Raw genomic sequence first — 22,642 nt, 5'->3', positions numbered from 1 at the left:
ATGATCGACCGAACAATTCCTATTGATATTGTGATGTCTTCGCTGGATTCAATTGAAGGTGGCATCATCATTCTCGATAAAAATGGTAAGGTCGCGCATGTCAACGATTGGATCCTAAAACACTGTCAGTTAAATAGAGATGCATTGATAAAGCGTAAATTAGAGTACGTTTTTGAAGGGATATCACCAGCTTTATTAAGTGCGCTTGAGCAAGCGAGATCCAGCACACTAAGCCGTATGCTTTCTCATAAAATGCATAAGCAACTACTACCTCTGCATGTGAGTAATCAATCAGGTCAACATAAACTCGACATTTCAGTGCTCGTCACACCTCTAAGTGAGGTGGGTGGAGTCCTGCTTAGAGTCATTGATTACACAGCACTAGTAAGACGGGAAACGCAAATTCGTTTTAATGAAAAACTTTTGACTCTTGAGAAAGACTTTTTATCCCGTGCTCCCAATCTGTCTGAGTCGTTAGCTGAATACATTGAAGCTTTTACTGATCGTGTTAACCGTTTACCGCACTCATTCCACGCTCAAGTCGCTGTCATTATTAATGACCACTTTTTGCGGTTTATCGATCCTAGCCACCCAGCCTCTTACAAGTCGGTTGAATCCATTATATTGTCTAGATCAGCAAATGATGCCATCCATGAAATTAGCCAGATTAAAGATAGCAGCGGTGCTATTTTTCACGCCATTCATGACGTCAACAAAGAGAAAGTAAAAGGTTACATTGTTTTCACATCCACAAATGATGAAGGCAATAGCCATCTGGCTCACAAAAATCTGCTGAAAATAACAGATCTGGTCAACAACCTCATTGAATGGAAGACCAACTACGAAAAACTACACTTTTTAGCCAATAACGATATTCTCACTGGCTTATTAAATCGTGGAGCCTTAACAACAGCATTTAATAATGCGCTCAAAGAAAGCGATAAACTGTCTCTTCTATTCATCGACTTGAACAAGTTTAAGCAAGTCAACGATGTTCATGGCCATCATATCGGCGATAAAGTACTCCAAAAAATGGCCAGTAAAATTAATAGCGTGCTAGCGCCTGACGATTTGGCATTCCGCATAGGCGGTGACGAATTTGTCATCCTTAGAAAGCACGCTAACAACATCAAAGAACTAGAGGCATCACTGTTAGAAACTATCTCAAAATCTTTCTTATGTGAGTCGATTCCAATTTCAATGAGCGCATCAGTAGGATACGCCTCTTACCCAGAACATGGGCAATCCTTAAATGAACTACTATTAGTTTCTGACAAGCACATGTATCACCACAAAAACTCCAAACAAGGCACGTTAGAACTTTAGTAATAGACAGATCTATTCCCTTAAGAACAAGCTAAATATAAGCCCGATCATAGCGATCACTGTCGTGAGCACCACCACCCCGCTCCAATCGCCTAGATGCCAAAACCAACCACCTAGGGTGCCAGTCACGCTGTTGCCTAGATAGTAAAACAGTAAATACAGTGATGTAGCATGCCCCTTCGCTTGGGGAGCTATACGACCGACCGCGCCGCTGGCGGCGCTATGGCCGATAAAAAAGCCTATAGCCACCAAAGATATACCGCTGGCCAGTAACCAAAGTGGCTGCCAAATCGTCGTCGCACTGCCTAGCAAAAGACAAACAAAGCCTAGCTGGATCATAGGTATTCGGCCAAACCGATCGGCAAGCGCTCCAGACAGTGTGGAAGACACCATGCCAAATGCAAAGGCGAGGAATAGCAAACTACTTTGAAATGGCGAGAGCTGATAGATAGGCCCCGCTAGATGAAACGTGGCGTAGTTAAACAAGGTGGTAAAGACACTGGGTAGTAAAAACGCCACCCCATACAAAGCCAGCAGTTTCATGTTGGCAAGGTGCTTGCCCCAATAACGCAAATGAATACTTAGACTGAAACCAGATTGGCGTACAAAGTTTCGAGAAGGCGGCAATAACCAACAAAACCCTAATGTGGTCAACAAACAGAGAACACCCAAAGTTCCCATAGCCATGCGCCAAGAGACAAACTCGGTGAGCACGCCCCCCCCCACTCGGCCCATCATGGCTCCAAATGCCGTGCCCCCCACATAAAGCCCCATACTTTTACCTAAATGTGCAGGATCAATCTCTTCTGCTAACCACGCCATGGCAACTGCAGGCACGCCACCTAATAACAACCCCATCAAAGCTCTTAGGATTAAAAAGGCATTCCAATCTGTCATTAGAGAAAACGCAACACATAAGCCTGCCGTCAATAACATCGAAACGCACATCAACCCTTTACGACCTAGGGATTGGGAAAAGGCGCCCGCCAGTACAATGGCAAACGCTAGTACTCCAGTTGTGTAAGACAAGGCCAAGGAACTCTGAGCAGCGGAGACAGCAAACTCCTTGGCAAAAATAGGTAGCAACGGCTGAACACAATAAATAAGGGAAAAACTGGAAAACCCTGCGAGAAATAATGCCCAGCCCGCACGGCGATAGGCAGCCGTCCCCCGCTCGATAAAAACAAGCGAGGCATTGCCGTCATTACTGTTAGGCTGGGTGGAAGGTTGGGAAAGATAGGATTGCGATGTACTCACTTTAAGGTCTCCTTTTTAAAGTGAGACTATTTTAGTGAGTTGTTTATAAGCGCTCTAATATATGGCGCTATCACATTCCATACATAAAAAGTATCAAAAGAGATAACTCAACTCATTACCAACCAAAAACTCACGCCTACCATCAAGGCGCCTGAGATTCGATTCATGGTGCGAATATTGTCTGAATGACTGAGCATGTGCTTTAGGCTTTTGCCACCAATTGAGTAAATGCTCATGCAAACAAACTCAATGATTAAAATCACTGCGACTAAGCTGGCTAACTGTGTCGCTAACGATTGGCTACTATCGATAAAAGGCGGTAATAAAGAAATCATAAACGCCCAGCCCTTAGGGTTCGCCACTGCAGTCACAAATCCTTGCAGCATTAGCTGTACATTGCTGCCACTTTTTTGTTCATCGTTATGAGCTGACAAGGCTAGACTGCCCTTCGAGCGCCACATAGAAATGCCCAAATACAGCAGATACGCACCACCTGCGTATTTAAGCATGACAAACAGCCATGGGTAGCTGTCGATGATCGACGCGACCCCTAATGCAGCGGCAAGTGACACTAACCCAATGCCGATTAATTCACCCAGCATCATCCAAAGTGTGCGCAGATAACCGACTCTTAAGCCAAGACTCAAGGCCAACGTCATACACATTCCGGGGGTGATAGAGACAAAAAAGAAGGTCGGAATAAACACACTGAGTAAGACTAAATTCATTTCAATTTCTCACGAGCTGGTAAGGGGATAAGGACTAAAAATGTATCCCAAAACCTACGCCACTATCTCAGCGAAATTGGCTTGACCCAAAACCCATAATGCATGAATAATTTCATTAATCTTAAATTTGAGACATTAATCATGCACCACCCTGCCCTTGATCGATATGACATCAGCATTCTTAACTTACTTCAGCAAAACAGCCAAATACCCCGTATTGAGCTTGCTGAACAAATTGGATTGTCTTCGTCACAGTGTTTTCGTCGAATTAAGCGGCTAGAAGAGGAAGGCGTAATCGACCACTATGTCGCAGTCGTGAACAAGAAAAAAGTCGGCATTGATGTGTCTGCCGTGATCATGGTGCAGTACCGGAAAAGCGAAGTCGATGCACGCAAAAGAACCATCGAACTGATTCAGAATCACCCCTTAATTCATGAGTGTCATTCCATAACAGGAGAAGACGACTTTATGCTGCACGTCTACTGTAAAACCATGGAAGAGTTTAACCACCTGATAAACGACACCTTACAAGCCAGCTTTATCTCCGGTTTACACACCTACATGCTACTGTCGTCGATTAAAAGCAAACAGGCCTTGCAGGTGTAATTAGTAAGCAAGCCCCTTAAGAGCTTGCTTACTCTGTGTATCTTTAATCGCCCATCACAATGCCTTCACGACGTGGGTCAGCACCGCCATAAAGTTTGCCGTTCTCAATCACTATGCCTTGTAAACCGGAATTTAAATCTTTCACCGAGACGTCAAAGCCCATCGACTCAAGCTCTGGTGCAAGAGATTCTGCTGAAGTCCCCTTTTCAATATCATAGATGCCAAAACGGTTTAACATATTTGGCATAGAGATGGCGGATTGCATATCCATGCCCCATTCTAGATGTGCGATCAAGGCTTTGGACACATATCCAATGATTCGAGAGCCACCTGGTGAGCCCACTACCATGTATGGCTTGTCATCCTTCAATACGATTGTTGGGGCCATGGAAGATCTAGGACGCTTTCCGGGTTCTAAGCGGTTAGCAATCGGATAACCCTCACTGTAAGACGCAAATGAGAAGTCTGTTAGTTCATTGTTTAGTAAGAAGCCATTACTCATTACTCGTGAGCCGAAGCCATTTTCAATCGTAGTCGTGATCGATAAGGCATTACCTTCCGCATCGACGATGGAAATATGACTCGTACTTGGAAACTCAATGGATTGGTCATCCGCTTGAACCACGGCTTTCTGCCAACGAGGTTCGCCTGCCGCTACCGAAGACAATGCTTTTCCTGGAGTGATTAATTGTGCTCTGGTGGCTAAATAACTTTTGTCTAACAAGCCTTCGGGCATCGGCACGAAATCCGTGTCAGCCATGTATCGGCCACGGTCAGCAAACGCTAAACGCGAAGCATCCCCTATAATTTGCCATGCCTGAGCGGATTCAGGCCCCATAGAAGCCAAATCAAAGTGCTGTGTAATCCCTAAAATCTGACCAACGGTTAGAGCACCCGAACTTGGTGGCCCCATACCACAAATATCAAATGCTTCGTAAGGTAGACAGGTCGCAGGTCGCTCTTTTACTTTGTAAGTTTGAAAATCGGCTAAGGAAAGTACACCGGGATTGTCTGAGATAGAACGGACGGTATTTACGATATCTTCAGCGATTTGACCATGGTAAAAGCCTTCTGCACCCGTCGAAGCAATATGCTTAAGTGTATTAGCGTATTTTGGATTCTTTAAAAGCGTTCCTTCTGCCAAAGGTTGGCCACTTTTATCTAGGAAGTATTCAGCCGTTTCAGGAAACTTAGCTAGAGATTCATGAGTTTGAGAAATCGCACCAGCCAAACGTGGGGACACTGCAAAGCCATCTGTTGCAAGCTTAATGGCAGGTTCGAACAGTGAGTTCCAAGGCAGCTTACCATGAACATTGTGCAGTTTTTGCATCAACGCTACCGTTCCGGGTGTGCCAACTGAACGCCCTCCTATAACCGCATCATAGAACTTATAAGTTGTGCCGTCTTCATGTTGAAACAGCTCTGGCGTCGCTTCTAATGGGGCCGTTTCTCGGGCATCGAAAGTGGTTACTTTTTGCTTAGCGGCATCGTAGTATACGGCAAACGCTCCACCACCGATCCCTGATGATTGCGGCTCTACAAGCCCCAAAACTGCTTGAACAGCAACATACGCATCCATAGCAGAACCACCATTCTTAAGCACAGCATAGCCAGCTTCCACAGCTTTAGGGTTAGCTGCGGCCACCATAAAATTGTGTGCCTCAACTAACTTTTTCTGCTCAATGGCTCCGGCGGCCTCGGGTGAAAAAGCATCAGCTGCTTGTCCAGCAGCCATGAGACCAGAGCTACTCAACAAAGAAACTGAAAGGGCCAGCGTTTTGATTGCAAATCGCATTGATACATTCCTTATATTATTATCGTTTGACAGAAAGACTAATGTCTCTCTGAAACCATCTTATGGAATCCGACCAATCAATAGAAGTGCTTAATATGCAGGACAACCTGCAGGGAATGCAGAATGAATTTACGCAACATTGATCTTAATCTTATGCTTATTTTTGATGCTTTAATGGAGACAAAGTCTGTCAAAAAAGCTGCCGCCAAGGTTGCGCTAAGCGAGTCCGCTTTCAGTCATGCGCTGGCTCGTTTAAGGGAAAACCTAGGAGATGTCTTGTTTATCCGCCGAGATAATCAGATGCAACCAACCGCATTGGCCTACTTGATTGCTCCGAGAATCACAGAATCCTTGTTGTTGCTTCAACAAGCACTGGATGCAAGCAAAGGGTTCGATCCAACTAAAGATGAGAAGACATTCACCATTGTAGCGAATGACTATGCTCAGCTGACATTAATTCCTCCACTTATGACACAATGGCAGCATCTTTCTCGAGGCATCAAGCTGCATGTTGAAAAGATGGACAAGCAGGCTTTAACAGCCATTGCTAACCAAGAGATCGACTTTGTTATTGCAACACCCTTTTCTGGTGAGGTTCCGTCTATCGTCGAGTCTCAGATACTTCTCGAAGAGCCATTTTTAATGATTGCACGGAGCAATCATCCTGGGATCAGTAGTGACCAAACGAAACCGATCAGCCTAGATAGCTACATTCATTATCCGCATATTTTAGTGGTTCATTGGGATGGCAAGCCTGGGACAATTGATGAGAAGTTAAATGAGATGGGGCTAAAACGTGATGTTATGCTAACGCTCTCTTCACCATTGGTTATTGCGGAAACCGTCGCAAAAAGCGACTTTTTTGCCATCCTGCCACGCTCATTAGCGCTCCAACTAAGTAAAGAGTTTGCGATCACCACTCGACCATTACCGCTACCAGCGCCAACCCATCAGTCTTGTCTCTACTTCCATAAAACAAGAACACAAGAAAGATCATATCAGTGGCTAAAACAACATTTTGTAGACATTAGCGGCCTTGTTGAAAGGTAGTTAGCTCCAAATTGAGACTTTTAATAGTGAACAAATAGAAAGTCGTATAAAGTATTAAGACTTTCTCTTCAATACTATTTGCATATCCCTATGGAACTTAGACATATTCGCTACTTTTTAGCGGTAGCCGATGAAAAAAACATGACCCGCGCTGCAGCTAATCTAGGTATTAATCAACCGCCGTTAAGTCAGCAAATAAAGGATTTAGAACGGGAGGTTGGCGCGGCTCTATTTCATCGCATCCCGCAAGGGGTGGAGCTAACAGAAGCCGGCGAAGTGTTCTATCAAGCCGTTAAAGATCTACCCGCCACAGCTCAGCATGCGTTGCACATGAGCCAAAGAGCGGCAAAAGGGCTATCCGGTAGTTTACACCTCGGCTTCACTGGTACCGCAGCGCTGAACCCAAAGATTCCAGCCACCATCAAAGCCTTTCAAGCAGCGTATCCAGAGGTCGAGTTGGTGATCAAGGAGGCCACGGCATTAAAACTGGTTGAGTTATTGCTACAAGAAAAGTTGGATATTGCCATTATTCGACCATCGAGCTCCGATGACCCAAGTTTGTATATCCGCGAGATCATCGAGGAAGAACTGATCGCCGTACTCCCTATCGATCACCCTTTGGCCGCAACAGCAGAAAGCGAAACCCTTGCCTTGCAGGAACTGGCTGCTTCCCCCTTTATCATGACCGCAAGAGAAGACGCCATCAGCCTGCATGATGCGGTGCTGGAAAACTGTCGAGCAGCAGGGTTTGAGCCCAAATTGGGGCCAGCCGCACCACAAATCGCCTCCATACTCTCCCTCGTCGCGGCCAATCTAGGCGTGTCTCTATTGCCTGATTCCATGCGACAGCTGTCCATTGCAGGCGTTACCTTCCGCTCCATTACCGCCCCGACACCAAAGGTTAGTCTTGCTTTGGCTTATCGACAACGTCTCCCCTCACCAACGACCTTAAATTTTGCGTCGATCCTTCGGGAGCTCAGCTTAGATTAATGATTAAAGAGCTGCTCTAGCTGTCGAAGTAACCACTGTCCGGCTTCACCAAAATGCTGATCCCGTCGTTTTATCACGCCCACTTCGACTAGGGTGGACTGCGGGATGTTTTGCGTGGACAAGCTAATTAGTGAATCGCGATACCAAGGGGAACGCGCTATGTGTTCAGGCACAAGCGCCCAGCCTAGCCCCATGGCCACCATTTCAGAGATTTGATAATAGCTATCAATGTGCCAGTAGTTAGACGTCAGCGGTGCCGCTCGGTTTTCTCCTAAACGGTCACAAATCACCAACTGGCGAAAAGCTTGTAGCTGGGACAAATTAGGTTCAGCGCTGCTGCAAAGTGGGTGATCTTTGGCAACAATTAGGGTTTGTTTAAAATGCCCAACTGAATGAAATTCTATGTCATCGTCTAACTGACTTGATCGGAACAAGACCCCCATAGTAGCTCTACCGGATAGCACAGCGGCGGCAATATCATTTCTAGATCCATGTGTGAGAGTTAGCTTTAAATTTGGAAACTGCTCAGCCAATCGCGCAAAAATGGTTTGAAAGCCAACGAGCGGGACCGCCTCATCTCCAGCAATAACCAGCTCAATATCTTGACCTGCTACGGCAGCCATGGCTCTGGCATTTAGTCTATCTCGCTGAGCCAATACAAACCGAGCCTCAGTTAGCATTTCTTGGCCAAAGGACGTTAATGTCGGCGTATGCAAAGAACGGTCGAATAGTTCAGCCCCAAGATCTAACTCTAAATCAGCAATCGCAGTACTCACTCGGGATTGGGCTTTACCAAGTTTACGTGCTGCTGCTGAAAATGAACCTTCTGTTGCGGCCATTTCAAAGATCTTTAGTTGATCAATTGTCCAATTCAAACTCTCTTACTCCTGCGCCACTCCATCTCTTTTTAAGATGAATGCTAATTTTGGTTCATCTTATTTTCATTTAATAATATATAGACATCAACTTCAGGTGACATCATGGAACACGCATCTCTTTCCCTCACAGGCTCTGTTCAGCGAACTTTTTGGCGGTTTGCCATCCCATCGGTGGCGGGCATGCTGGTCAATGGGCTTTATCAAGTCATTGATGGCTTGTTTGTTGGACACTATGTCGGAGCAAATGGACTTGCAGCCATGAACTTGGCTTGGCCAATCCTGGGTCTAATCATTGGCTTTGGGATTTTAGTGGGCATGGGTGGCGGTGCCATCATGTCCCAACAGCGTGGCGCAGGTGATGAAGCAAAAGCGTCCAGTAGTCTAACTGCTTCTTTATGGCTGATTCTATTACTTTCCATCGTCTCCAGTGGCTACTTAGCATTGAGTGGTAGCCAGCTGCTTACACTACAAGGCGCTGAAGCAACAGCTTATCAATGGGCCCTTGATTACATCAGTGTTTTTCAATGGGGAGCGATCATGACGATTGCATCAGGCGCTTTGCCCATGTTGGTTCGCAATGATGATCGCCCTAACCTAGCTACGTTATTGTTAGGGATAGGTGCACTGCTCAATATCGTTTTAGATTATTTAATGCTCGGGCATTGGAATCTAGGTTTAAAAGGTGCGGCGATAGCTACGGTAATCTCTCAAGCCACTGTTGCTGTGTTTGCTTTGCTTTATTTTTGTTCGAACAAAGCCAGCATCCGCTTAGCACTGGAATTTATTAACCTCAAACAACTTATGCAGGTACTGAAAACAGGCAGCTCTGGCTTAGTGATGTTTTTATACTTTAGTTTTATTGTTGCTGCGCACAATACCTTATTACTTAAATACGGCTCCGTTGAGTATGTGAGTGCCTTCGCGATTATTAATTACATTGCCCTGCTCTATTACTTGATTGCAGAGGGGTTAGCGAATGGCATTCAGCCTCCTGTCAGTTATTACTATGGGGCCAAGCAGCCTAAGCACATAAAGACCACCATGATATTGGCTTTAAAAATCGTCTTAGGCCTTGGCTTATGCACCACGCTGATCGCCAACATCTTTTCGGAGCAGTTAATCGGATTATTTACGACTGAACAAACTGGACTGGTTCAAATTACAATTGAAGGCATGCGACTGCATTTGTTTGCTTTATGCTTGGATGGTTTTTTATTTGTCGCATCGGTGTATTTCTTATCTGTTGGACAAAACCGTGAAGCCATGCTCGTCGCACTGGGAAATATCGTGATTCAAATCCCATTCCTGTTGGCCTTTCCTGCAGTGCTGGGGACACAAGGAATATGGCTGGCGCTGCCACTATCCAATGTAGTGCTTAGTATTATTGTCGCACCAATATTGATACGGTCTTTAAGTCACCGTTCGGAGCCAGTCGTCGAAATGAAAACCAAACAGGGGCTGCCCTTCTTTTAAACATCATGACTCAGCAAAATCCAAGTGAAGCTGTCGAGCTTCTTCTTCGGATTTTAGCATGACACTTAAGCCTAATAGGCGGATTTCACGTCCATTCTGGCGTTTTAGAACCTGCTCTAATAAATCTCTGAAGTAATCAAGATCCAACTTCTGGTGAACATGCTCAATAGTTGTAAGCTGGAAATCCGCAAACTTAACTTTAATACCCTGCTTAGTGATGCTTTTATCTTTAGTATGACGTCCAAGGCGCTGCTGTAACTCAGGGTATAAGCGCTGCTCGATCACCTGCCAACACTCATCATAACTTGATATATTGGTGGCAAAGGTTCTTTCAACACCAACAGATTTGCGTTGACGATGGGGTGTGACTTCTCGCGGATCAATCCCATGACTTCTATTCCAAAGAGAATCACCTAATCGCCCAAAGCGCCTTACGAGCGCTAAGTAATCGGCATTACGAATATCGGAACAGACATAAAACCCAGCATGATTAAGCTTCTCAAGGCTGACTTTACCGACACCTGGGATTTTGCCAAGTGGCAACTGGTCAATCACAGATTGCACTTGATTAGGCGTAATCACAAATTGCCCATCAGGTTTATTCATATCAGAGGCAATTTTGGCCAAGAACTTGATCGGGGCGACGCCCGCTGAGGCTGTTAGATTTAATTCTGTTCGGATCTCATCTCGTATGGCCTCAGCAATAAGGGTCGCTGAACCATGATGTTGCTGGCAGTGTGTGACATCTAAATAAGCTTCGTCCAAAGATAACGGCTCGATCAAATCCGTATAGCGAGCAAAGATCGCCCGAATTTTAGCTGAGGTATCTTTGTAAACCTGCATCCTACCCGGAATCACCGTTAAATGTGGACACAGCTTCTTCGCAATCGCCGTCGACATAGCCGAACGAACACCGTATTTACGTGCTTCGTAGTTGCAAGTACTAATAACCCCACGCTGCTTTTCATTCCCCCCAACTGCCAACGGAATATGGCGATACTGAGGGAAATCACGCATTTCTACCGACGCAAAGAAGGCATCCATATCAATATGGATAATCTTTTTTTGGTAGTTAGAAGGATTCTGCATGGAAACACGATACTGTTTAAATAAACAGTATTAAGACATATCTCATCGTGGGCTGTCCAGCAGAACTTTTGACTCTACCTTAGCCCCCTAAAAACAAAAAAACGCACATTGAGACCACTCAAGGTGCGTTTTATTTATCAACTAACCACTACTTAGCAAACAGTTGACCCATATCTTTAAAGGCTTTGAATTCTAACGCGTTGCCACATGGATCGAGCAAGAACATAGTCGCCTGTTCGCCAACTTGGCCTTTAAAGCGGATGTAAGGCTCGATGACGAATTGGGTATCGAATGATTTTAAGCGCTCGGCTAAATCTTCCCATTGTTGCCATTCCAATACGACACCAAAATGCGGGACTGGCACATCGTGACCATCCACTGGGTTGGTCGTGGCATTTTCTTGAGAAGGTGTTTTTGGATGGCTATGAATCACTAGCTGATGGCCGAAAAAGTTAAAATCGACCCAAGCTTCCGCTGAACGCCCTTCCTCAAGACCAAAGACATCACGGTAAAAAGCGCGGGCTAAAGGTACATCGTAAACAGGGATGGCTAGGTGAAATGGTTGTAGGCTCATTTTGGCTTCCTTTTGTTGGCTAGCTAACGTTAAAACAACGTTTTATTTTGTTGTGAATTCATTCTAATGCTGGAAATGCAGTAAAAAAATCAATATATTTTTTACAGAAACATAAAGGAATTTTATGAATGATTCGAGAATTGAAAACGCTTCTTGTCGTGGCAAAAGAAGGCACTTTCGCTGCCGCTGGTAATAAAATTGGCCTAACTCAAGCTGCGGTCAGCGCTCAGATGCAGCGACTAGAACAAGAGCTTGGATTAAAACTGTTTGATAAGGTCGGACGTAGTGCTGAGTTGAATAGCACCGGTCGCCAGATTCTCGATCAAGCCAAAGACATCATCGATCGCTATAACAGTTTAGGTACTTCCACTGAAACGACTGTTAACGCGTTAACCTTAAAAATCGGCGCCATCTCCTCTGCGCAAAGGCATGCGCTGCCGCATATTTTACAGCAATACTTTCAATCGCAACCCAATGTGCGCATTAAGATCCTGCCAGGGGTTTCGATCAATCTTGTGGATCAAGTGGACAGCAGCGAGCTAAGCTTGGCTGTGACTATCATGCCACCCTTTCCATTGCATGCGGATTTGATCTGGCGTCCTTTGGTCAGTGAGCCTTATGTTTGTGTCACCCCTAAGGATTGGGATTGCCTAGACTGGCGTGAAGCACTCATCACCAAACCTTTTATTCGTTACGACCGAACCTCATTCGGTGGACGACAAGTCGACCGATTTCTTCAACGTGCGGCGGTTGATGTAGATGAGAAGTGTGAAGCCGATGAACTTGAAGCCTTGATTGGATTAGTCGCTGCGGGGGCTGGCGTGGCCTTAATCCCAAAAGCGTTTGATTTTTCACCTTGGCAATCCTCCATCACCGAATTGCCCCTTGGCAAACAAACCTTTTTTCGGGAAGTCGGCTTAGTTTACCCAAGGAGCCAACAGCACAACACCGCCATCGCAGAGCTAATACAAACAATTGAAGATTATTATCAAGACTTAGACTAACGCCTTTCTTCTGTCATTAGGGTTCTACAAATGCCAATTTCGCCTGAGCTTGATTTACAAAGACTTTGGTTAGGTTTTGAAGTGTGGTTGAACGGATAGAAGCATGTTGCCAGTACAGTGGCACATCAATCGTGACACTTGGATGGATCAAAACTACTTTGCCATCGGCTAGCGCCTGCTGAATCATACATTCAGGCACCATACACCAACCAAGATGCAGCGAAGCGGCTTCAACAAAGCCTGTTGAGGTGGGGATGTAGTGCGTTGGTGGGTACAAATCATGCCCCACTACCTGATGAATAAAGCGATTTTGTAGCTCATCTTTACGGCTAAACACCAACATTGGCGCCTTGGTTAAACTCTCAAGGTTTAAGCCTTCGGAAAAGAAGCGCTGCTTAAATTCAGGGGATGCAATGGCGTGATAACGCATGGTGCCTAGTGCATGGATATCGCATCCTTGAATTGCTTTGGTTTCGGATGTTACAGCGCCTACTGCACTGCCATTTCGCAATAAGCTGAGTGAGTGGTCTTGATCATCTACGATGACATCAAATAAGTAACCAAACTCCTGATTTAAGGTGGCCAGTGCTGGTAATACCCAAGTTTCTAACGAATCATCATTGACTGCGATGGCCAGTCGTCGATTCACTGCGTTGGGCTGTTCAAGCTCAAAGTCTTCGTAGGCTTCCGCTTCTAATGCCAGCATGGGCTTCACTTTTCGCAGTAATTTCTCCCCTGCTTCTGTCGGCCGACACGGTAATTGTCGAACGATGAGCACCTGCCCTAAACGGTCTTCTAATGCTTTGACACGTTGTGAAATGGCCGATGGCGTCACTGATAAACGTTGCGCCGCCCCATCAAAACTCGCTTCTTCAATCACTGCTGCGAACGCCGCTAGTTGGGGATGTATTAAGCTCATGAGAATAGCCTTCAGATAAGTTTTTCTTAACTATACATAGAATTATTAATTTTACTAACTTTCAGTTTTCTCAGATCATGGGCCCATTCAATCTCTAACCATTCACTGGATTATCAAATGTTACTGACAGCTTTAATTGCAGGTTTTACTACAGGCGCGGGACTTATCATCGCCATCGGCTCTCAAAACGCTTTTGTTCTTAGGCAAGGCTTGATGCGCAACCACATTGGCATCATTGTCGCGATTACTTCCCTAAGCGATATTTTACTGATCACACTGGGCGTAGCAGGCATTGGTTTACTGGTTAAAGAGTGGCCTGAACTGATGCAAGTGCTGCAATTTGGTGGGGCTGCATTCCTTGCGTTTTATGGTTTACAAGCCGCTAAGCGTGCTTGGTCGGGTGCCGGTGCTCTCAATGCCGACGACGCGGCCAACCATAATTCTTTGAAAAAAGCGGTGCTAACCTGCTTGGCGTTTACCTTCCTAAACCCCCATGTGTACCTTGATACCATGGTTTTACTGGGCAGTATTTCCACCCATTATCCAGGACTGGGGCAACTGGCATTTGGCATCGGTGCCTGCCTAGCCAGCGTGGCTTGGTTTATGTCTCTAGGCTATGGATCACAACTTCTAATCCCCGTATTTAACAACCCAAATGCGTGGCGTGTACTGGACGCCATCATCGCAGTGTTTATGCTGACACTAAGTTCTTTGATGCTGATGGGGCCGTTATAAACAAACTTAAAAAGGCTCAGACAAATATGTTGTCATTTGGTAGGCTTTAATCAGTTTGTTTTAGAGACTCGCCAATGAGCAACAATAAGCCAGAAACACGCCAACGTTTAGTCTCCTCCGCTGCGGATATGATCAGCCGCCGAGGACTTGATGCGACCAGTATTCGTGAACTCGCTAAGTACGCGAAGGTGCCTTTAGGCTCTACCTATCACTACTTTCCCGGTGGTAAACAGCAAGTGGCGGTTGAGGCGATTCAATATGCTGGTGATAATGTCGCGCATTTACTTCAACAAGCACTAGAAGCTGGACCAATTGCAGGATTACACAGTTTTCTGGATCTTTGGCGTTCAAGAGTAAAGCAAAGTCATTTCCAAGCAGGCTGTCCGGTTCTTGCTGTGGCAACAGAAGAGCCAACAGACGAAGTCGGTTTAGCTACTTTAGAAGCTGCCTCAGAAGTCTTTTCCAAATGGCGCTCTCTACTCGCTGAGTCGCTCATCAAACATGGGGCTGAAAAAGCTCAAGCGAATAGTATTGCAACACTGGCCGTTGCCTCGGTTGAAGGCTCTGTCGCCTTATGCCGCGCCCACCGTAGCTTGCAACCATTAGATGAAATCGAACAGCTGTTAGACGAGCTAATGCGCCAAGCCATATCCCAGCATTAAGTCATTTCTTATCATAAAAATTTGTCACACCCTCTTTTTATAACAGTCGTTATAGGCTACATTTCTATAACAGTCGTTATAACCGTTCAATTTAGCAACGAAACGAGGGACCTATGTCGGCAACAAATCAATCTATTAGCCTCATAACAGAGGATAGTTACACGCTCCAAGGTTTTATATTTCCTGCCAAAAAGCCCGTTAAAGCGAAGTTGATTGTCGCGGGGGCCACCGCAGTTCCACAAGGTTTCTATCGACGCTTCGCTCAATATTGCGCTGATCAAGGTTATGAGACGTTAACTTTTGACTACCGTGGCATTGGCCTGTCACGCCCAGAGCAGTTAAAGGGATTTCGAATGAGTTTGCTCGACTGGGGGCAAAAAGATCTGGCAGCGGCCGTATCGTATATGCATTCAGAAGATGTCCCTTTGTTTTTAGTCGGACACTCATATGGCGGACACGCTCTTGGTTTATTGCCAAATCATGACTTAATCAACGGCTTCTATGTGTTTGGTACCAGCGCTGGCTGGCATGGATACATGCCAAAGTTAGAGCGACTCAAAGTTCAAATTATGTGGCGAACGTTGCTACCAGCACTCACTCTTTGGAAAGGTTATTGTCCTTGGAAGATGTTAGGGCTCGGGGAAGACCTACCTCTCGATGTATTTCGTCAGTGGCGTCATTGGTGCCAATTTCCCCGTTACTTTTTCGACGACCCAGCTATGCAAGGGATTGAACAAAGTTATGCTGCGGTTACAACGCCGATCTATGCTGTCAATGCGCTCGATGATTTATGGGCCATGCCTGCATCGAGGGATGCTTTTCTACAAGCCTATACGAATGCAACCATTGAGCGAGAAGACTTAGACCCCAAAAATTACCAAGGCAAAGTCGGTCATATGGGATACTTTAGAGAACACGCCTCCCCGATGTGGGACGACGCACTCACTTGGTTTGAGCAGCTAAAGGGGCAATATCCAACAATTGACAGGTGTCATAAATAAGCGCTCTGAGCCACTTAAAAGCCGCTTGATGATGGGTACGTTCATGCCAAACCAGTACTTTGGTAAAACCTTCCACTTGAAATGGCAATGCCACTTGTTTCAACAAGGGCTGGCCTTCTGCCAGCCTTTTCGGGACCACTGCGCAAAAGTCAGTGCTTCGAATCAGTTCTGCCAAGGACAGAAAGCTAGGCATTGATACCATTACATTTCGCTGTCGGTTTAGCGTTTTGAGAGCCTGATCCGTCGCCCCAGAAAATGCCCCACCACTATAAGACACTAGCGCATGATCAAGCCGGCAAAAGGTGTCTAAATCCATCGCATCACCCTGCACTGTTGGGTGTTCTTGACGTACTACGCAAACATAGTCTTCTTGGAACAATGTTTTGGCACGAAGCATTGGTGGTGCCGTATTAGGTGTCATCAAAGCGAAGTCGATCAAGCCTCGTTCCATTTGTTCTTGGACGGTGCTGTCTTGAATCATTCGCACATCGACCTTGATGTGCGGTGCCTGCAGCGATAGCTGTTTTAGGAAGGGCGTCAGTATGACTTGTAAAGCGTAATCCGTTGCTGCGATGGTCACTGTGAAATGTGCTTCTTGTGGAATGAACTCAACAGGTGTGACGATCTGATCTATGTCTTGCAATACTTTTTTGATGGGATCGGCAAGCTCCAAGGCGCGCTCCGTAGGAATCATGCCATGTTGACCACGAATAAAGAGTGGATCGTCCAAGCTATCTCTCAACCGAGTCAACATACCACTCACAGCAGGCTGACTAACCGACAAACGCTCTGCCGCACGAGACACATTGCGCTCGTCCATCAGAATGTCAAAAACTCTTAATAAATTCAGATCTAGATGTTTTAAGTTCGCCATCGTCTTGTCGTGAAGCGTTAAGATAATGAGATTAAGCCATAATTTAAGGCCAATAAAAAAGGCCGTACTCAAGATAAGTACAGCCTTTGCAATGCTTATAGCAATATAAACCTAGCCTTTACGGGCTTTTGCCGCCGCAACCAAGCCATCTAACCAAGCCTGATGACCATTAATCATGGGATTAGGAACCGTCTTCGCAAGCTCTTTGGCAGGCTCACCGACTTGAGTTTCTTGAGTCAGAATGCGTACACGGCCACCCGATAAATCTTCGACCAACCATGCGTGGTGCACATCCAAACGAGTCTCACCTTCGCCAGCCCAACCATGCCAAGCCACTCGCCCTGCTTCGCCTTCGATCGGTGCGATGTATTCAACACACTGAGATTCCACAGGAAAACCAAATGTCTCGAAGTAAAAACGCACGCCCTTAGAAAGTTCAGGTCCTTTATCGTCATAAAAGCGAGGATTTGCTGAATTTTCGTAATAGCTCGGCCATTGCTCTGGTTGAGCTAGCAATGGCCATACTTCTGCTGCACTCAATCCCGCCACAATCACCTCATTTGAACAGTAGTTGTCTGTAAAACCTGGTACAAAGCCTTTCGGCCAAATAATATCGCTCATGTTAAATCCTCATCTAGCACCGTCCCATACGGTGCGTTTCGATGAGGCCATCATGATGGATACTCAGTTATAAGACCAATCACCAAGTAAAATCAGGCCTATCATAAAATCTTATATCTAAGAAACCTTGAAACGTTAGATAAACCAAACGATGTGGATCACAGCTCGAACCAACAGCCCAAACAACGCCCCCATCAGCGCATAACGGAAGATTTTACCGATACGAGGACCGATGGCTGAAAATAATGCTAAACCCACTAAATCCACAGGGTTACTGGCCAAACCGACAATAATATTCAGATCCCTTGCTGTCAGTGTGCCCTGCTCCACCTGATCAATAATCACCCCTAAATAGGCCGTTCCGCCAGCGATGTATTTAGTAATAATTGGCAGTACCGCAGCACCTGGCAAACCTAGCGAACTAAAGATCGGCTCCAGCCACTTAGTTAGCACGTCGATAACATGCAAATCTTTTAGAATGGTTAGAATAAAAATCGTGATGATCAACATTGGGATCATGTTGATGGCGATTTTCATACCTTCCATGCCCCCATCAGACAGAGATTGCACGATGGTTTTTTTAACCTTAGGGCCTTCTTCGATGGCTTCTGTGCCGTTTGCGTAGGCGGATTGATTACGCATTAAAACATAGTAGGTAAAAGCCGAAGCGAGGACGCCACCGATAATTGAAGAGGCCAATAGCACCCAAATATTGACGCCGTAAGCAATCATCGGAAAGGAAATGTTGCCTTGGGTTAAAGTCAGGACTAAAGCCATGGACGCAGCCAACTTGCGCTGATCTTGCTCCATCAAATCAATTTTTGCCAACGTTGGAAAAGGCGCAACAGAGCTCACAAATAGCATTTTGGTGGAGGCGATCACACTCAAGCCAGATGCCCCAAAAGTATGAGTAACAGCGGACAGTTTGACGGATAACCAAGCCAATATCCTTTTGTTTTCGATCACCTTCATAAGTCCCCCCATCACGACGGTAATGGGAAGCATCAAATATAAAACAAGGTCAATGGCAAGCCTGCCGGAGTTTTGGATGTTTTCGATAAAGTCCATTCTGTTCTTCTTATCAAGCTAGAGGCAAACGTTTTGTTTACACTTTACGTATCCAAAATACAACTCACCCAATCCGACTAACTGAGTCATAGCTTTCGAGGTTTTATCGAGAAGAATCAAATCACTTATCTTAACTTACTGATTATCTTGAATTTATTTAATCTATCGTTTTGTCTCATAACCTATTGTTATCAAAACCCATGAAAATAACTCGCATCAAAAACAGTAGTTTTATAAGACCAAGTGAGCATCACCATCAGCGATATCCTATGTTATAAATACACCCACTTATGCATGTCTGTTGTTAGGAACTATCTTGAAGCACAATCATTTACAGCAAAAAATTCTACGGGAATTACTCCAGTGGATCCGTGTGGAGCGATTGGAAGCTGGGCATAAATTAGTGACATCTCAGATCGCTAAACAGTTTGGCGTGTCTCGTACCCCCGTGTTAGCTGCATTAGATGTGTTGGTGAAAGACGATGTGGTTCATTACGACAAAAACAAAGGCTATCTGCTTGCTTGTCATTACGATGCGCTCGACGAGCAACTTGAGACGCTACCCGAGTCGGGTCTAGAAAAGCTCTATCAAAGTATTTGCGACAATCATTTTGCTGATCCATTGGGAGAATTAAGCGAATCGGAAATGATGCGTCGCTTTGATACCTCTCGAGCCCTGCTGCTGAAGTGTTTGTCAAAAATCCTGCAAGAAGGCTGGGTCGTACGAAATGAAGGCCATGGCTGGCAGTTTATCGAAGTGGTTAATGACGAAACCGCTTACCGTGAAAGCTATGAGTTTCGTTTACTCAACGAACCCGCTGCACTTCTGGCTGAATCCTTCCAACCTGACCCAAACGAGTTGGCAAGCTTAATCGAAGAGCAACAATTCATCCAAAACCATGGTTTTGAAAAACTCAGCGCTAAAGAACTTTATGACGCCAATATCCGTTTTCACGAAACGATCATCAGCTGGGCTAACAATCGTTTTACACTGCAGGCCATCCAACGCCTAAACCAGTTGAGACGTCTTGTGGAATACCGACAAATAGAAACCGCCATGTCGCGTAACATCCAATCTAACGAACACTTAGATATTCTCTATGCGATCCAAGCGAATGAAATGAGCTTAGCCTCAACACTGCTTAAACAACATATTGAGCGCGCTCGCTCAACCAAAGCACCAAGCCGTTAGCCATTTATTGTTGCGGTAATGCCTGTATACAGTAATCTCAGCGCCAAAACGGTAATCAGTATCTTGATCGCGGTGCCAAAGCCCTGATTGGACATTCTATTCAATAGGTTGCGACCAAGTAATGTGCCGATAAATCCTGAGGCAATCATCAAAACAATCAGCCAGCCCCAATCACTAAAGGAAAAACCTAGTACGAAAAACACCACGCACTTACTCAGGTGTTGAAACATCATCATGGCCGCCATGGTGCCGATTAATTCACGGCGGTCTTCGATGATATGTTTAAGAGTTGAAATCACAAAAATGCCTGTCACTCCGACAAACATCGCCAAGAAAGATGTGACGCTACCTAACAAGAAGCTGGATCGATCTCGGATCGCTTTAATTTTAAAAGGCTCCCAACACATCACTAAGATAAAGCTACCTAAGATCACTTGTAGCCAGTTTTTAGGGATGGACACAGCAATTTGGCCGCCGATCAAACTCCCCACTGCACAACCCCCGATAAACCACAAGGTCATACGCCAATGTATAAACTTGCGCATCGTCAGCAAACGTCCAGTATTTGAGCCTAACTGAACCACTCCATGAACAGGGATCACCGCGTTAGCGGGCAAGATATTCGCCATTAGCGCCAATAACGTTGCGCCACCGCCAACACCAAACGCCGCGGTGATCGCGGATGTAAAAATGCTGACGATGATTAACAAAATGAAATCAAATGAACTGAGGGCTTCAGGAAGTAATGATTGCCATAGGTCTACCACGCTTTTTTCTCCAACATGAGGTAATCGTCCTAGAAAGCATTATTATTGATTTTTATTTATATAAAGAACAATATTCGAGATTGGATAAGCACTATTCAAAATAATGATACGTGCAGAGCAAAACAGGAACCTTCGTAGCATGATCTACGATGGATAAGTTAAGATGCTTTGCAGTAAAGTCATTTCATCCCAGTAGAAATGGGACAATTCGCAAGGCAACTATTGAATGATTACTTGGCAACTCAAATCGTTTTCCCAGTTAACGACCATGCAGCTTTATCAACTGCTAAAACTCAGAATGGACGTGTTTGTGATAGAGCAAGAGTGTCTTTATCAAGAGCTCGATGACAAAGACCATATGCATGCGGTAAACCATTTATTAGGCTATGACGGCGACCATCTGGTGGCTTGCGCCCGCCTACTACCGAAAGGTATTAGCTACCCATCGGTAAGCATAGGCCGTGTGGCTATCGCAGAAAGCCACCGTGGCAGTGGTACTGGCCACCAACTCATACAGCAAGCTCTGAATTCATGTGAGGCACTTTGGCCTAATGAGCCAATAGAAATCGGCGCTCAAGAATACCTATCTACCTTCTATCAAAAACATGGCTTTGTTCCGACATCGACTATGTACATAGAAGATGGGATTCCGCATATTGATATGAAATTAGAACGATAAAGTCGCTTCTTTTCCTCAAGCCTCACGTCATAGTTTCTCACTAAATTAGCGTTTACCTTTCGGCAAACGCTTTACGACCTAGTGAAGACAAGTCCTGCCATTGAAAGCGATCCTGCCACGAGGCTTCATAATGCTCTTCTGGGAAATCATCCGGCGAACGACCAGCTTTGAAATCCTCAGCACACTGTTTGGCATACTGGCGATTTTTCTCACACCCAGGTGCCGCCGGAATGTACATCACATTGCCCCAACCTTGCTGATTTTCAACGGGGTTCACACCATGAATCAAATCACAGTGCCACCACACGGAATCCCCTGCGTTAAGATCTGGGATCAAGGCTTTGGCCCTTAATAACAAGCTGTGCCATTGCTCATCAATCGGCAGGACTTTACGAGGCGACACACCACACAACGCTTCGTTAGCGACATCATCAAGCAAAGGGCGAATCAAGAGATAAGCCATGGCCGCTGGCAAAGGAATCGTGAACAATACCCCTTGATCACGTTTTATATCACACAGTGCCGTCCAACCTTGGAAGGTTCTAAACGCCGAACATTTGGTGGTGCCTCCCACGTACTCATCCACATCAGGACGATAAGCGGCATCCCAAGGATCGTATCGATGAAAATCACCACTCAAGATATGGCGAAAGACTTTCTGGTAGGCGGGCAATAACCAACGCTCCAAGGCACCTGAGTCCGTATGCGGGCCTAAGCCATTTGAAGTGGTACCCGGTGGGCGTCGGCGCACACGATCGGGATAAATATAATTGATGTTCGGATCAAACCACTGCTTGCCTTCGGACTCTACTTTCCAAAAGCTGTTGAGAAAGCACTGCACATGATGCATGCGCTCACTTTGGCGCGCTTCCATCTGGGGTTTTGACCAATAAATAGGAAAAATTTCAGGTCGAGAAGCGCTTAACGTACCAAAGAAGTCATCACCTGGGCCGCGGTACTGGTTGTCAAAGTCGTTGCGTTCCACATATTCCACCAGCTCTCTATCCCATTGCTTTGCTTGCTCTGAAGGAAAGTGTTCTCTGACCACCACACAGCCACGGCGCTTAATCAACGCCATTGTGTCAGCTGAGACACCCCCATTGGCGATGTCATGATAAGACACTTCAGGCCAGGCGCTTTTGCCCGCTTTTTGGGTGGCTTCGATGTCTTGTATGTCTTTTTCTAACTCCGAAACAATCTGCGCCATCAATGCAGGGACATCACCGATCGATGCACGCCACTGTGTTTTCATTTCAATAATGGCCTGAGAAACATCCTCTGGCAGGGTGTGTTTTGAAAGGTGTTTTGTTGTTGTCATTGTGACCTCTAAATTAAATAAGTAAAGTTTCCTAAC

23 protein-coding genes are annotated in these 22,642 nt (G+C 45.5%); 11 read left to right on the top strand and 12 right to left on the bottom strand.

What is annotated here, in order from left to right; genetic code table 11:
• Positions 1-1,326 carry a sensor domain-containing diguanylate cyclase gene (locus C8D85_RS01165; protein WP_133559529.1) on the top strand — a complete coding sequence of 442 codons (1,326 nt, stop codon included), beginning with the start codon at positions 1-3 and terminating at the stop codon, positions 1,324-1,326.
• 12 nt (positions 1,327-1,338) lie between these two features.
• Here C8D85_RS01165 and C8D85_RS01160 read toward each other — a convergent pair whose 3' ends face one another.
• Both C8D85_RS01160 and C8D85_RS01155 read right to left on the bottom strand, forming a co-directional pair.
• The gene (locus C8D85_RS01160) at positions 1,339-2,583 is read right to left on the bottom strand and encodes an MFS transporter (RefSeq protein ID WP_211342110.1); all 1,245 of its coding nucleotides are present in this window, start codon (positions 2,581-2,583) and stop codon (positions 1,339-1,341) included.
• A gap of 107 nt (positions 2,584-2,690) precedes the next feature.
• Positions 2,691-3,311, bottom strand: a complete 621-nt coding sequence (locus C8D85_RS01155) for a LysE family translocator (RefSeq protein ID WP_133559528.1) — start codon at positions 3,309-3,311, stop codon at positions 2,691-2,693.
• A 141-nt stretch (positions 3,312-3,452) separates the two neighbouring features.
• On the opposite strand from C8D85_RS01155, the gene C8D85_RS01150 reads away from it, so the two are divergent.
• Positions 3,453-3,917 (top strand): Lrp/AsnC family transcriptional regulator, encoded by a 465-nt coding sequence (locus tag C8D85_RS01150; RefSeq protein WP_133559527.1) that lies wholly within the window; start codon positions 3,453-3,455, stop codon positions 3,915-3,917.
• 43 nt (positions 3,918-3,960) lie between these two features.
• On the opposite strand, the gene ggt is transcribed toward C8D85_RS01150, so the two are convergent.
• Positions 3,961-5,712 carry a gamma-glutamyltransferase gene (gene ggt, locus C8D85_RS01145; RefSeq protein WP_133559526.1) on the bottom strand — a complete coding sequence of 584 codons (1,752 nt, stop codon included), beginning with the start codon at positions 5,710-5,712 and terminating at the stop codon, positions 3,961-3,963.
• Positions 5,713-5,835: 123 nt separating this feature from the next.
• On the opposite strand from ggt, the gene C8D85_RS01140 reads away from it, so the two are divergent.
• Both C8D85_RS01140 and C8D85_RS01135 read left to right on the top strand, forming a co-directional pair.
• Positions 5,836-6,762 (top strand): LysR family transcriptional regulator, encoded by a 927-nt coding sequence (locus C8D85_RS01140; RefSeq protein ID WP_133559525.1) that lies wholly within the window; start codon positions 5,836-5,838, stop codon positions 6,760-6,762.
• Between the two features lie 90 nt (positions 6,763-6,852).
• Positions 6,853-7,752 (top strand): LysR family transcriptional regulator, encoded by a 900-nt coding sequence (locus C8D85_RS01135; protein ID WP_133559524.1) that lies wholly within the window; start codon positions 6,853-6,855, stop codon positions 7,750-7,752.
• Here the strand turns inward: C8D85_RS01135 and C8D85_RS01130 are convergent.
• Positions 7,749-8,627, bottom strand: coding sequence for a LysR family transcriptional regulator (locus C8D85_RS01130; RefSeq protein ID WP_133559523.1), 879 nt, complete (start codon positions 8,625-8,627; stop codon positions 7,749-7,751). The genes C8D85_RS01135 and C8D85_RS01130 overlap by 4 nt on opposite strands.
• A gap of 105 nt (positions 8,628-8,732) precedes the next feature.
• Between C8D85_RS01130 and C8D85_RS01125 the strand changes: the two genes are divergently transcribed.
• Positions 8,733-10,103, top strand: a complete 1,371-nt coding sequence (locus tag C8D85_RS01125) for an MATE family efflux transporter (RefSeq protein WP_133559522.1) — start codon at positions 8,733-8,735, stop codon at positions 10,101-10,103.
• Positions 10,104-10,106: 3 nt separating this feature from the next.
• Here the strand turns inward: C8D85_RS01125 and dinB are convergent, their stop codons facing one another.
• Together dinB and C8D85_RS01115 are read right to left on the bottom strand one after the other, a co-directional pair.
• Entirely contained in the window at positions 10,107-11,192 is a 1,086-nt protein-coding gene (dinB, locus tag C8D85_RS01120) for a DNA polymerase IV (protein WP_133559521.1), read from the bottom strand.
• A gap of 148 nt (positions 11,193-11,340) precedes the next feature.
• Positions 11,341-11,766, bottom strand: coding sequence for a VOC family protein (locus tag C8D85_RS01115; protein ID WP_133559520.1), 426 nt, complete (start codon positions 11,764-11,766; stop codon positions 11,341-11,343).
• Positions 11,767-11,894: 128 nt separating this feature from the next.
• On the opposite strand from C8D85_RS01115, the gene C8D85_RS01110 reads away from it, so the two are divergent.
• Positions 11,895-12,770 carry a LysR family transcriptional regulator gene (locus tag C8D85_RS01110; protein WP_133559519.1) on the top strand — a complete coding sequence of 292 codons (876 nt, stop codon included), beginning with the start codon at positions 11,895-11,897 and terminating at the stop codon, positions 12,768-12,770.
• A gap of 16 nt (positions 12,771-12,786) precedes the next feature.
• Here C8D85_RS01110 and C8D85_RS01105 read toward each other — a convergent pair whose 3' ends face one another.
• Positions 12,787-13,689 (bottom strand): LysR family transcriptional regulator ArgP, encoded by a 903-nt coding sequence (locus tag C8D85_RS01105; protein ID WP_133559518.1) that lies wholly within the window; start codon positions 13,687-13,689, stop codon positions 12,787-12,789.
• 117 nt (positions 13,690-13,806) lie between these two features.
• Between C8D85_RS01105 and C8D85_RS01100 the strand changes: the two genes are divergently transcribed.
• The 3 genes from C8D85_RS01100 to C8D85_RS01090 all read left to right on the top strand — a co-directional run bounded on the left by C8D85_RS01100 (position 13,807) and on the right by C8D85_RS01090 (position 16,087).
• Positions 13,807-14,424, top strand: a complete 618-nt coding sequence (locus tag C8D85_RS01100; RefSeq protein ID WP_133559517.1) for a LysE/ArgO family amino acid transporter — start codon at positions 13,807-13,809, stop codon at positions 14,422-14,424.
• A gap of 74 nt (positions 14,425-14,498) precedes the next feature.
• A complete protein-coding gene (locus C8D85_RS01095) occupies positions 14,499-15,086 on the top strand; it encodes a TetR/AcrR family transcriptional regulator (protein WP_133559516.1) in 588 nt (195 codons plus the stop codon).
• 113 nt (positions 15,087-15,199) lie between these two features.
• Positions 15,200-16,087: an alpha/beta hydrolase family protein gene (locus tag C8D85_RS01090; protein ID WP_133559515.1), complete on the top strand. Its 888-nt coding sequence runs from the start codon at positions 15,200-15,202 to the stop codon at positions 16,085-16,087.
• On the opposite strand, the gene C8D85_RS01085 is transcribed toward C8D85_RS01090, so the two are convergent.
• The 3 genes from C8D85_RS01085 to C8D85_RS01075 all read right to left on the bottom strand — a co-directional run bounded on the left by C8D85_RS01085 (position 16,029) and on the right by C8D85_RS01075 (position 18,650).
• Positions 16,029-16,961, bottom strand: a complete 933-nt coding sequence (locus C8D85_RS01085; RefSeq protein ID WP_133559514.1) for a LysR family transcriptional regulator — start codon at positions 16,959-16,961, stop codon at positions 16,029-16,031. The two genes, C8D85_RS01090 and C8D85_RS01085, sit on opposite strands and share 59 nt — an antisense overlap.
• A 111-nt stretch (positions 16,962-17,072) precedes the next feature.
• Positions 17,073-17,582 carry an SRPBCC family protein gene (locus C8D85_RS01080; RefSeq protein ID WP_133559513.1) on the bottom strand — a complete coding sequence of 170 codons (510 nt, stop codon included), beginning with the start codon at positions 17,580-17,582 and terminating at the stop codon, positions 17,073-17,075.
• A 135-nt stretch (positions 17,583-17,717) separates the two neighbouring features.
• Positions 17,718-18,650 carry a nucleoside recognition domain-containing protein gene (locus C8D85_RS01075; protein WP_133559512.1) on the bottom strand — a complete coding sequence of 311 codons (933 nt, stop codon included), beginning with the start codon at positions 18,648-18,650 and terminating at the stop codon, positions 17,718-17,720.
• A gap of 316 nt (positions 18,651-18,966) precedes the next feature.
• Here C8D85_RS01075 and C8D85_RS01070 point away from each other — a divergent pair, with 316 nt between their 5' ends.
• Complete coding sequence (locus C8D85_RS01070; RefSeq protein WP_133559511.1) at positions 18,967-19,842, top strand: GntR family transcriptional regulator; 876 nt, start codon at positions 18,967-18,969, stop codon at positions 19,840-19,842.
• Here C8D85_RS01070 and C8D85_RS01065 read toward each other — a convergent pair.
• The gene (locus C8D85_RS01065) at positions 19,839-20,609 is read right to left on the bottom strand and encodes a sulfite exporter TauE/SafE family protein (protein ID WP_133559510.1); all 771 of its coding nucleotides are present in this window, start codon (positions 20,607-20,609) and stop codon (positions 19,839-19,841) included. The two genes, C8D85_RS01070 and C8D85_RS01065, sit on opposite strands and share 4 nt — an antisense overlap.
• 226 nt (positions 20,610-20,835) lie before the next feature.
• On the opposite strand from C8D85_RS01065, the gene C8D85_RS01060 reads away from it, so the two are divergent.
• A complete protein-coding gene (locus C8D85_RS01060; RefSeq protein ID WP_133559509.1) occupies positions 20,836-21,288 on the top strand; it encodes a GNAT family N-acetyltransferase in 453 nt (150 codons plus the stop codon).
• A 52-nt stretch (positions 21,289-21,340) separates the two neighbouring features.
• On the opposite strand, the gene C8D85_RS01055 is transcribed toward C8D85_RS01060, so the two are convergent.
• Positions 21,341-22,606, bottom strand: coding sequence for a YbiU family protein (locus C8D85_RS01055; protein ID WP_133559508.1), 1,266 nt, complete (start codon positions 22,604-22,606; stop codon positions 21,341-21,343).
• Between the last annotated feature and the right edge of the window lie 36 nt (positions 22,607-22,642).

The organism is Marinomonas communis, assembly GCF_004363305.1.
GTDB lineage: Bacteria > Pseudomonadota > Gammaproteobacteria > Pseudomonadales > Marinomonadaceae > Marinomonas > Marinomonas communis.
The sequence above is the reverse complement of the archived record's forward strand: the minus strand, read 5'-3'. Positions and strand labels throughout refer to the sequence as shown.

What these genes read in the sequence shown, in the direction of transcription:
- C8D85_RS01055 (WP_133559508.1), bottom strand. Translation starts at nt 22,606, where the DNA reads ATGACAACAACAAAACACCTTTCAAAACACACCCTGCCAGAGGATGTT.
- C8D85_RS01135 (WP_133559524.1), top strand. Translation starts at nt 6,853, where the DNA reads ATGGAACTTAGACATATTCGCTACTTTTTAGCGGTAGCCGATGAAAAA.
- C8D85_RS01080 (WP_133559513.1), bottom strand. Translation starts at nt 17,582, where the DNA reads ATGAGCGATATTATTTGGCCGAAAGGCTTTGTACCAGGTTTTACAGAC.
- C8D85_RS01100 (WP_133559517.1), top strand. Translation starts at nt 13,807, where the DNA reads ATGTTACTGACAGCTTTAATTGCAGGTTTTACTACAGGCGCGGGACTT.
- C8D85_RS01075 (WP_133559512.1), bottom strand. Translation starts at nt 18,650, where the DNA reads ATGGACTTTATCGAAAACATCCAAAACTCCGGCAGGCTTGCCATTGAC.
- C8D85_RS01095 (WP_133559516.1), top strand. Translation starts at nt 14,499, where the DNA reads ATGAGCAACAATAAGCCAGAAACACGCCAACGTTTAGTCTCCTCCGCT.
- C8D85_RS01115 (WP_133559520.1), bottom strand. Translation starts at nt 11,766, where the DNA reads ATGAGCCTACAACCATTTCACCTAGCCATCCCTGTTTACGATGTACCT.
- C8D85_RS01110 (WP_133559519.1), top strand. Translation starts at nt 11,895, where the DNA reads ATGATTCGAGAATTGAAAACGCTTCTTGTCGTGGCAAAAGAAGGCACT.
- C8D85_RS01105 (WP_133559518.1), bottom strand. Translation starts at nt 13,689, where the DNA reads ATGAGCTTAATACATCCCCAACTAGCGGCGTTCGCAGCAGTGATTGAA.
- C8D85_RS01060 (WP_133559509.1), top strand. Translation starts at nt 20,836, where the DNA reads ATGATTACTTGGCAACTCAAATCGTTTTCCCAGTTAACGACCATGCAG.
- C8D85_RS01150 (WP_133559527.1), top strand. Translation starts at nt 3,453, where the DNA reads ATGCACCACCCTGCCCTTGATCGATATGACATCAGCATTCTTAACTTA.
- C8D85_RS01085 (WP_133559514.1), bottom strand. Translation starts at nt 16,961, where the DNA reads ATGGCGAACTTAAAACATCTAGATCTGAATTTATTAAGAGTTTTTGAC.
- C8D85_RS01165 (WP_133559529.1), top strand. Translation starts at nt 1, where the DNA reads ATGATCGACCGAACAATTCCTATTGATATTGTGATGTCTTCGCTGGAT.
- C8D85_RS01125 (WP_133559522.1), top strand. Translation starts at nt 8,733, where the DNA reads ATGGAACACGCATCTCTTTCCCTCACAGGCTCTGTTCAGCGAACTTTT.
- dinB (WP_133559521.1), bottom strand. Translation starts at nt 11,192, where the DNA reads ATGCAGAATCCTTCTAACTACCAAAAAAAGATTATCCATATTGATATG.
- C8D85_RS01140 (WP_133559525.1), top strand. Translation starts at nt 5,836, where the DNA reads ATGAATTTACGCAACATTGATCTTAATCTTATGCTTATTTTTGATGCT.
- C8D85_RS01090 (WP_133559515.1), top strand. Translation starts at nt 15,200, where the DNA reads ATGTCGGCAACAAATCAATCTATTAGCCTCATAACAGAGGATAGTTAC.
- ggt (WP_133559526.1), bottom strand. Translation starts at nt 5,712, where the DNA reads ATGCGATTTGCAATCAAAACGCTGGCCCTTTCAGTTTCTTTGTTGAGT.
- C8D85_RS01155 (WP_133559528.1), bottom strand. Translation starts at nt 3,311, where the DNA reads ATGAATTTAGTCTTACTCAGTGTGTTTATTCCGACCTTCTTTTTTGTC.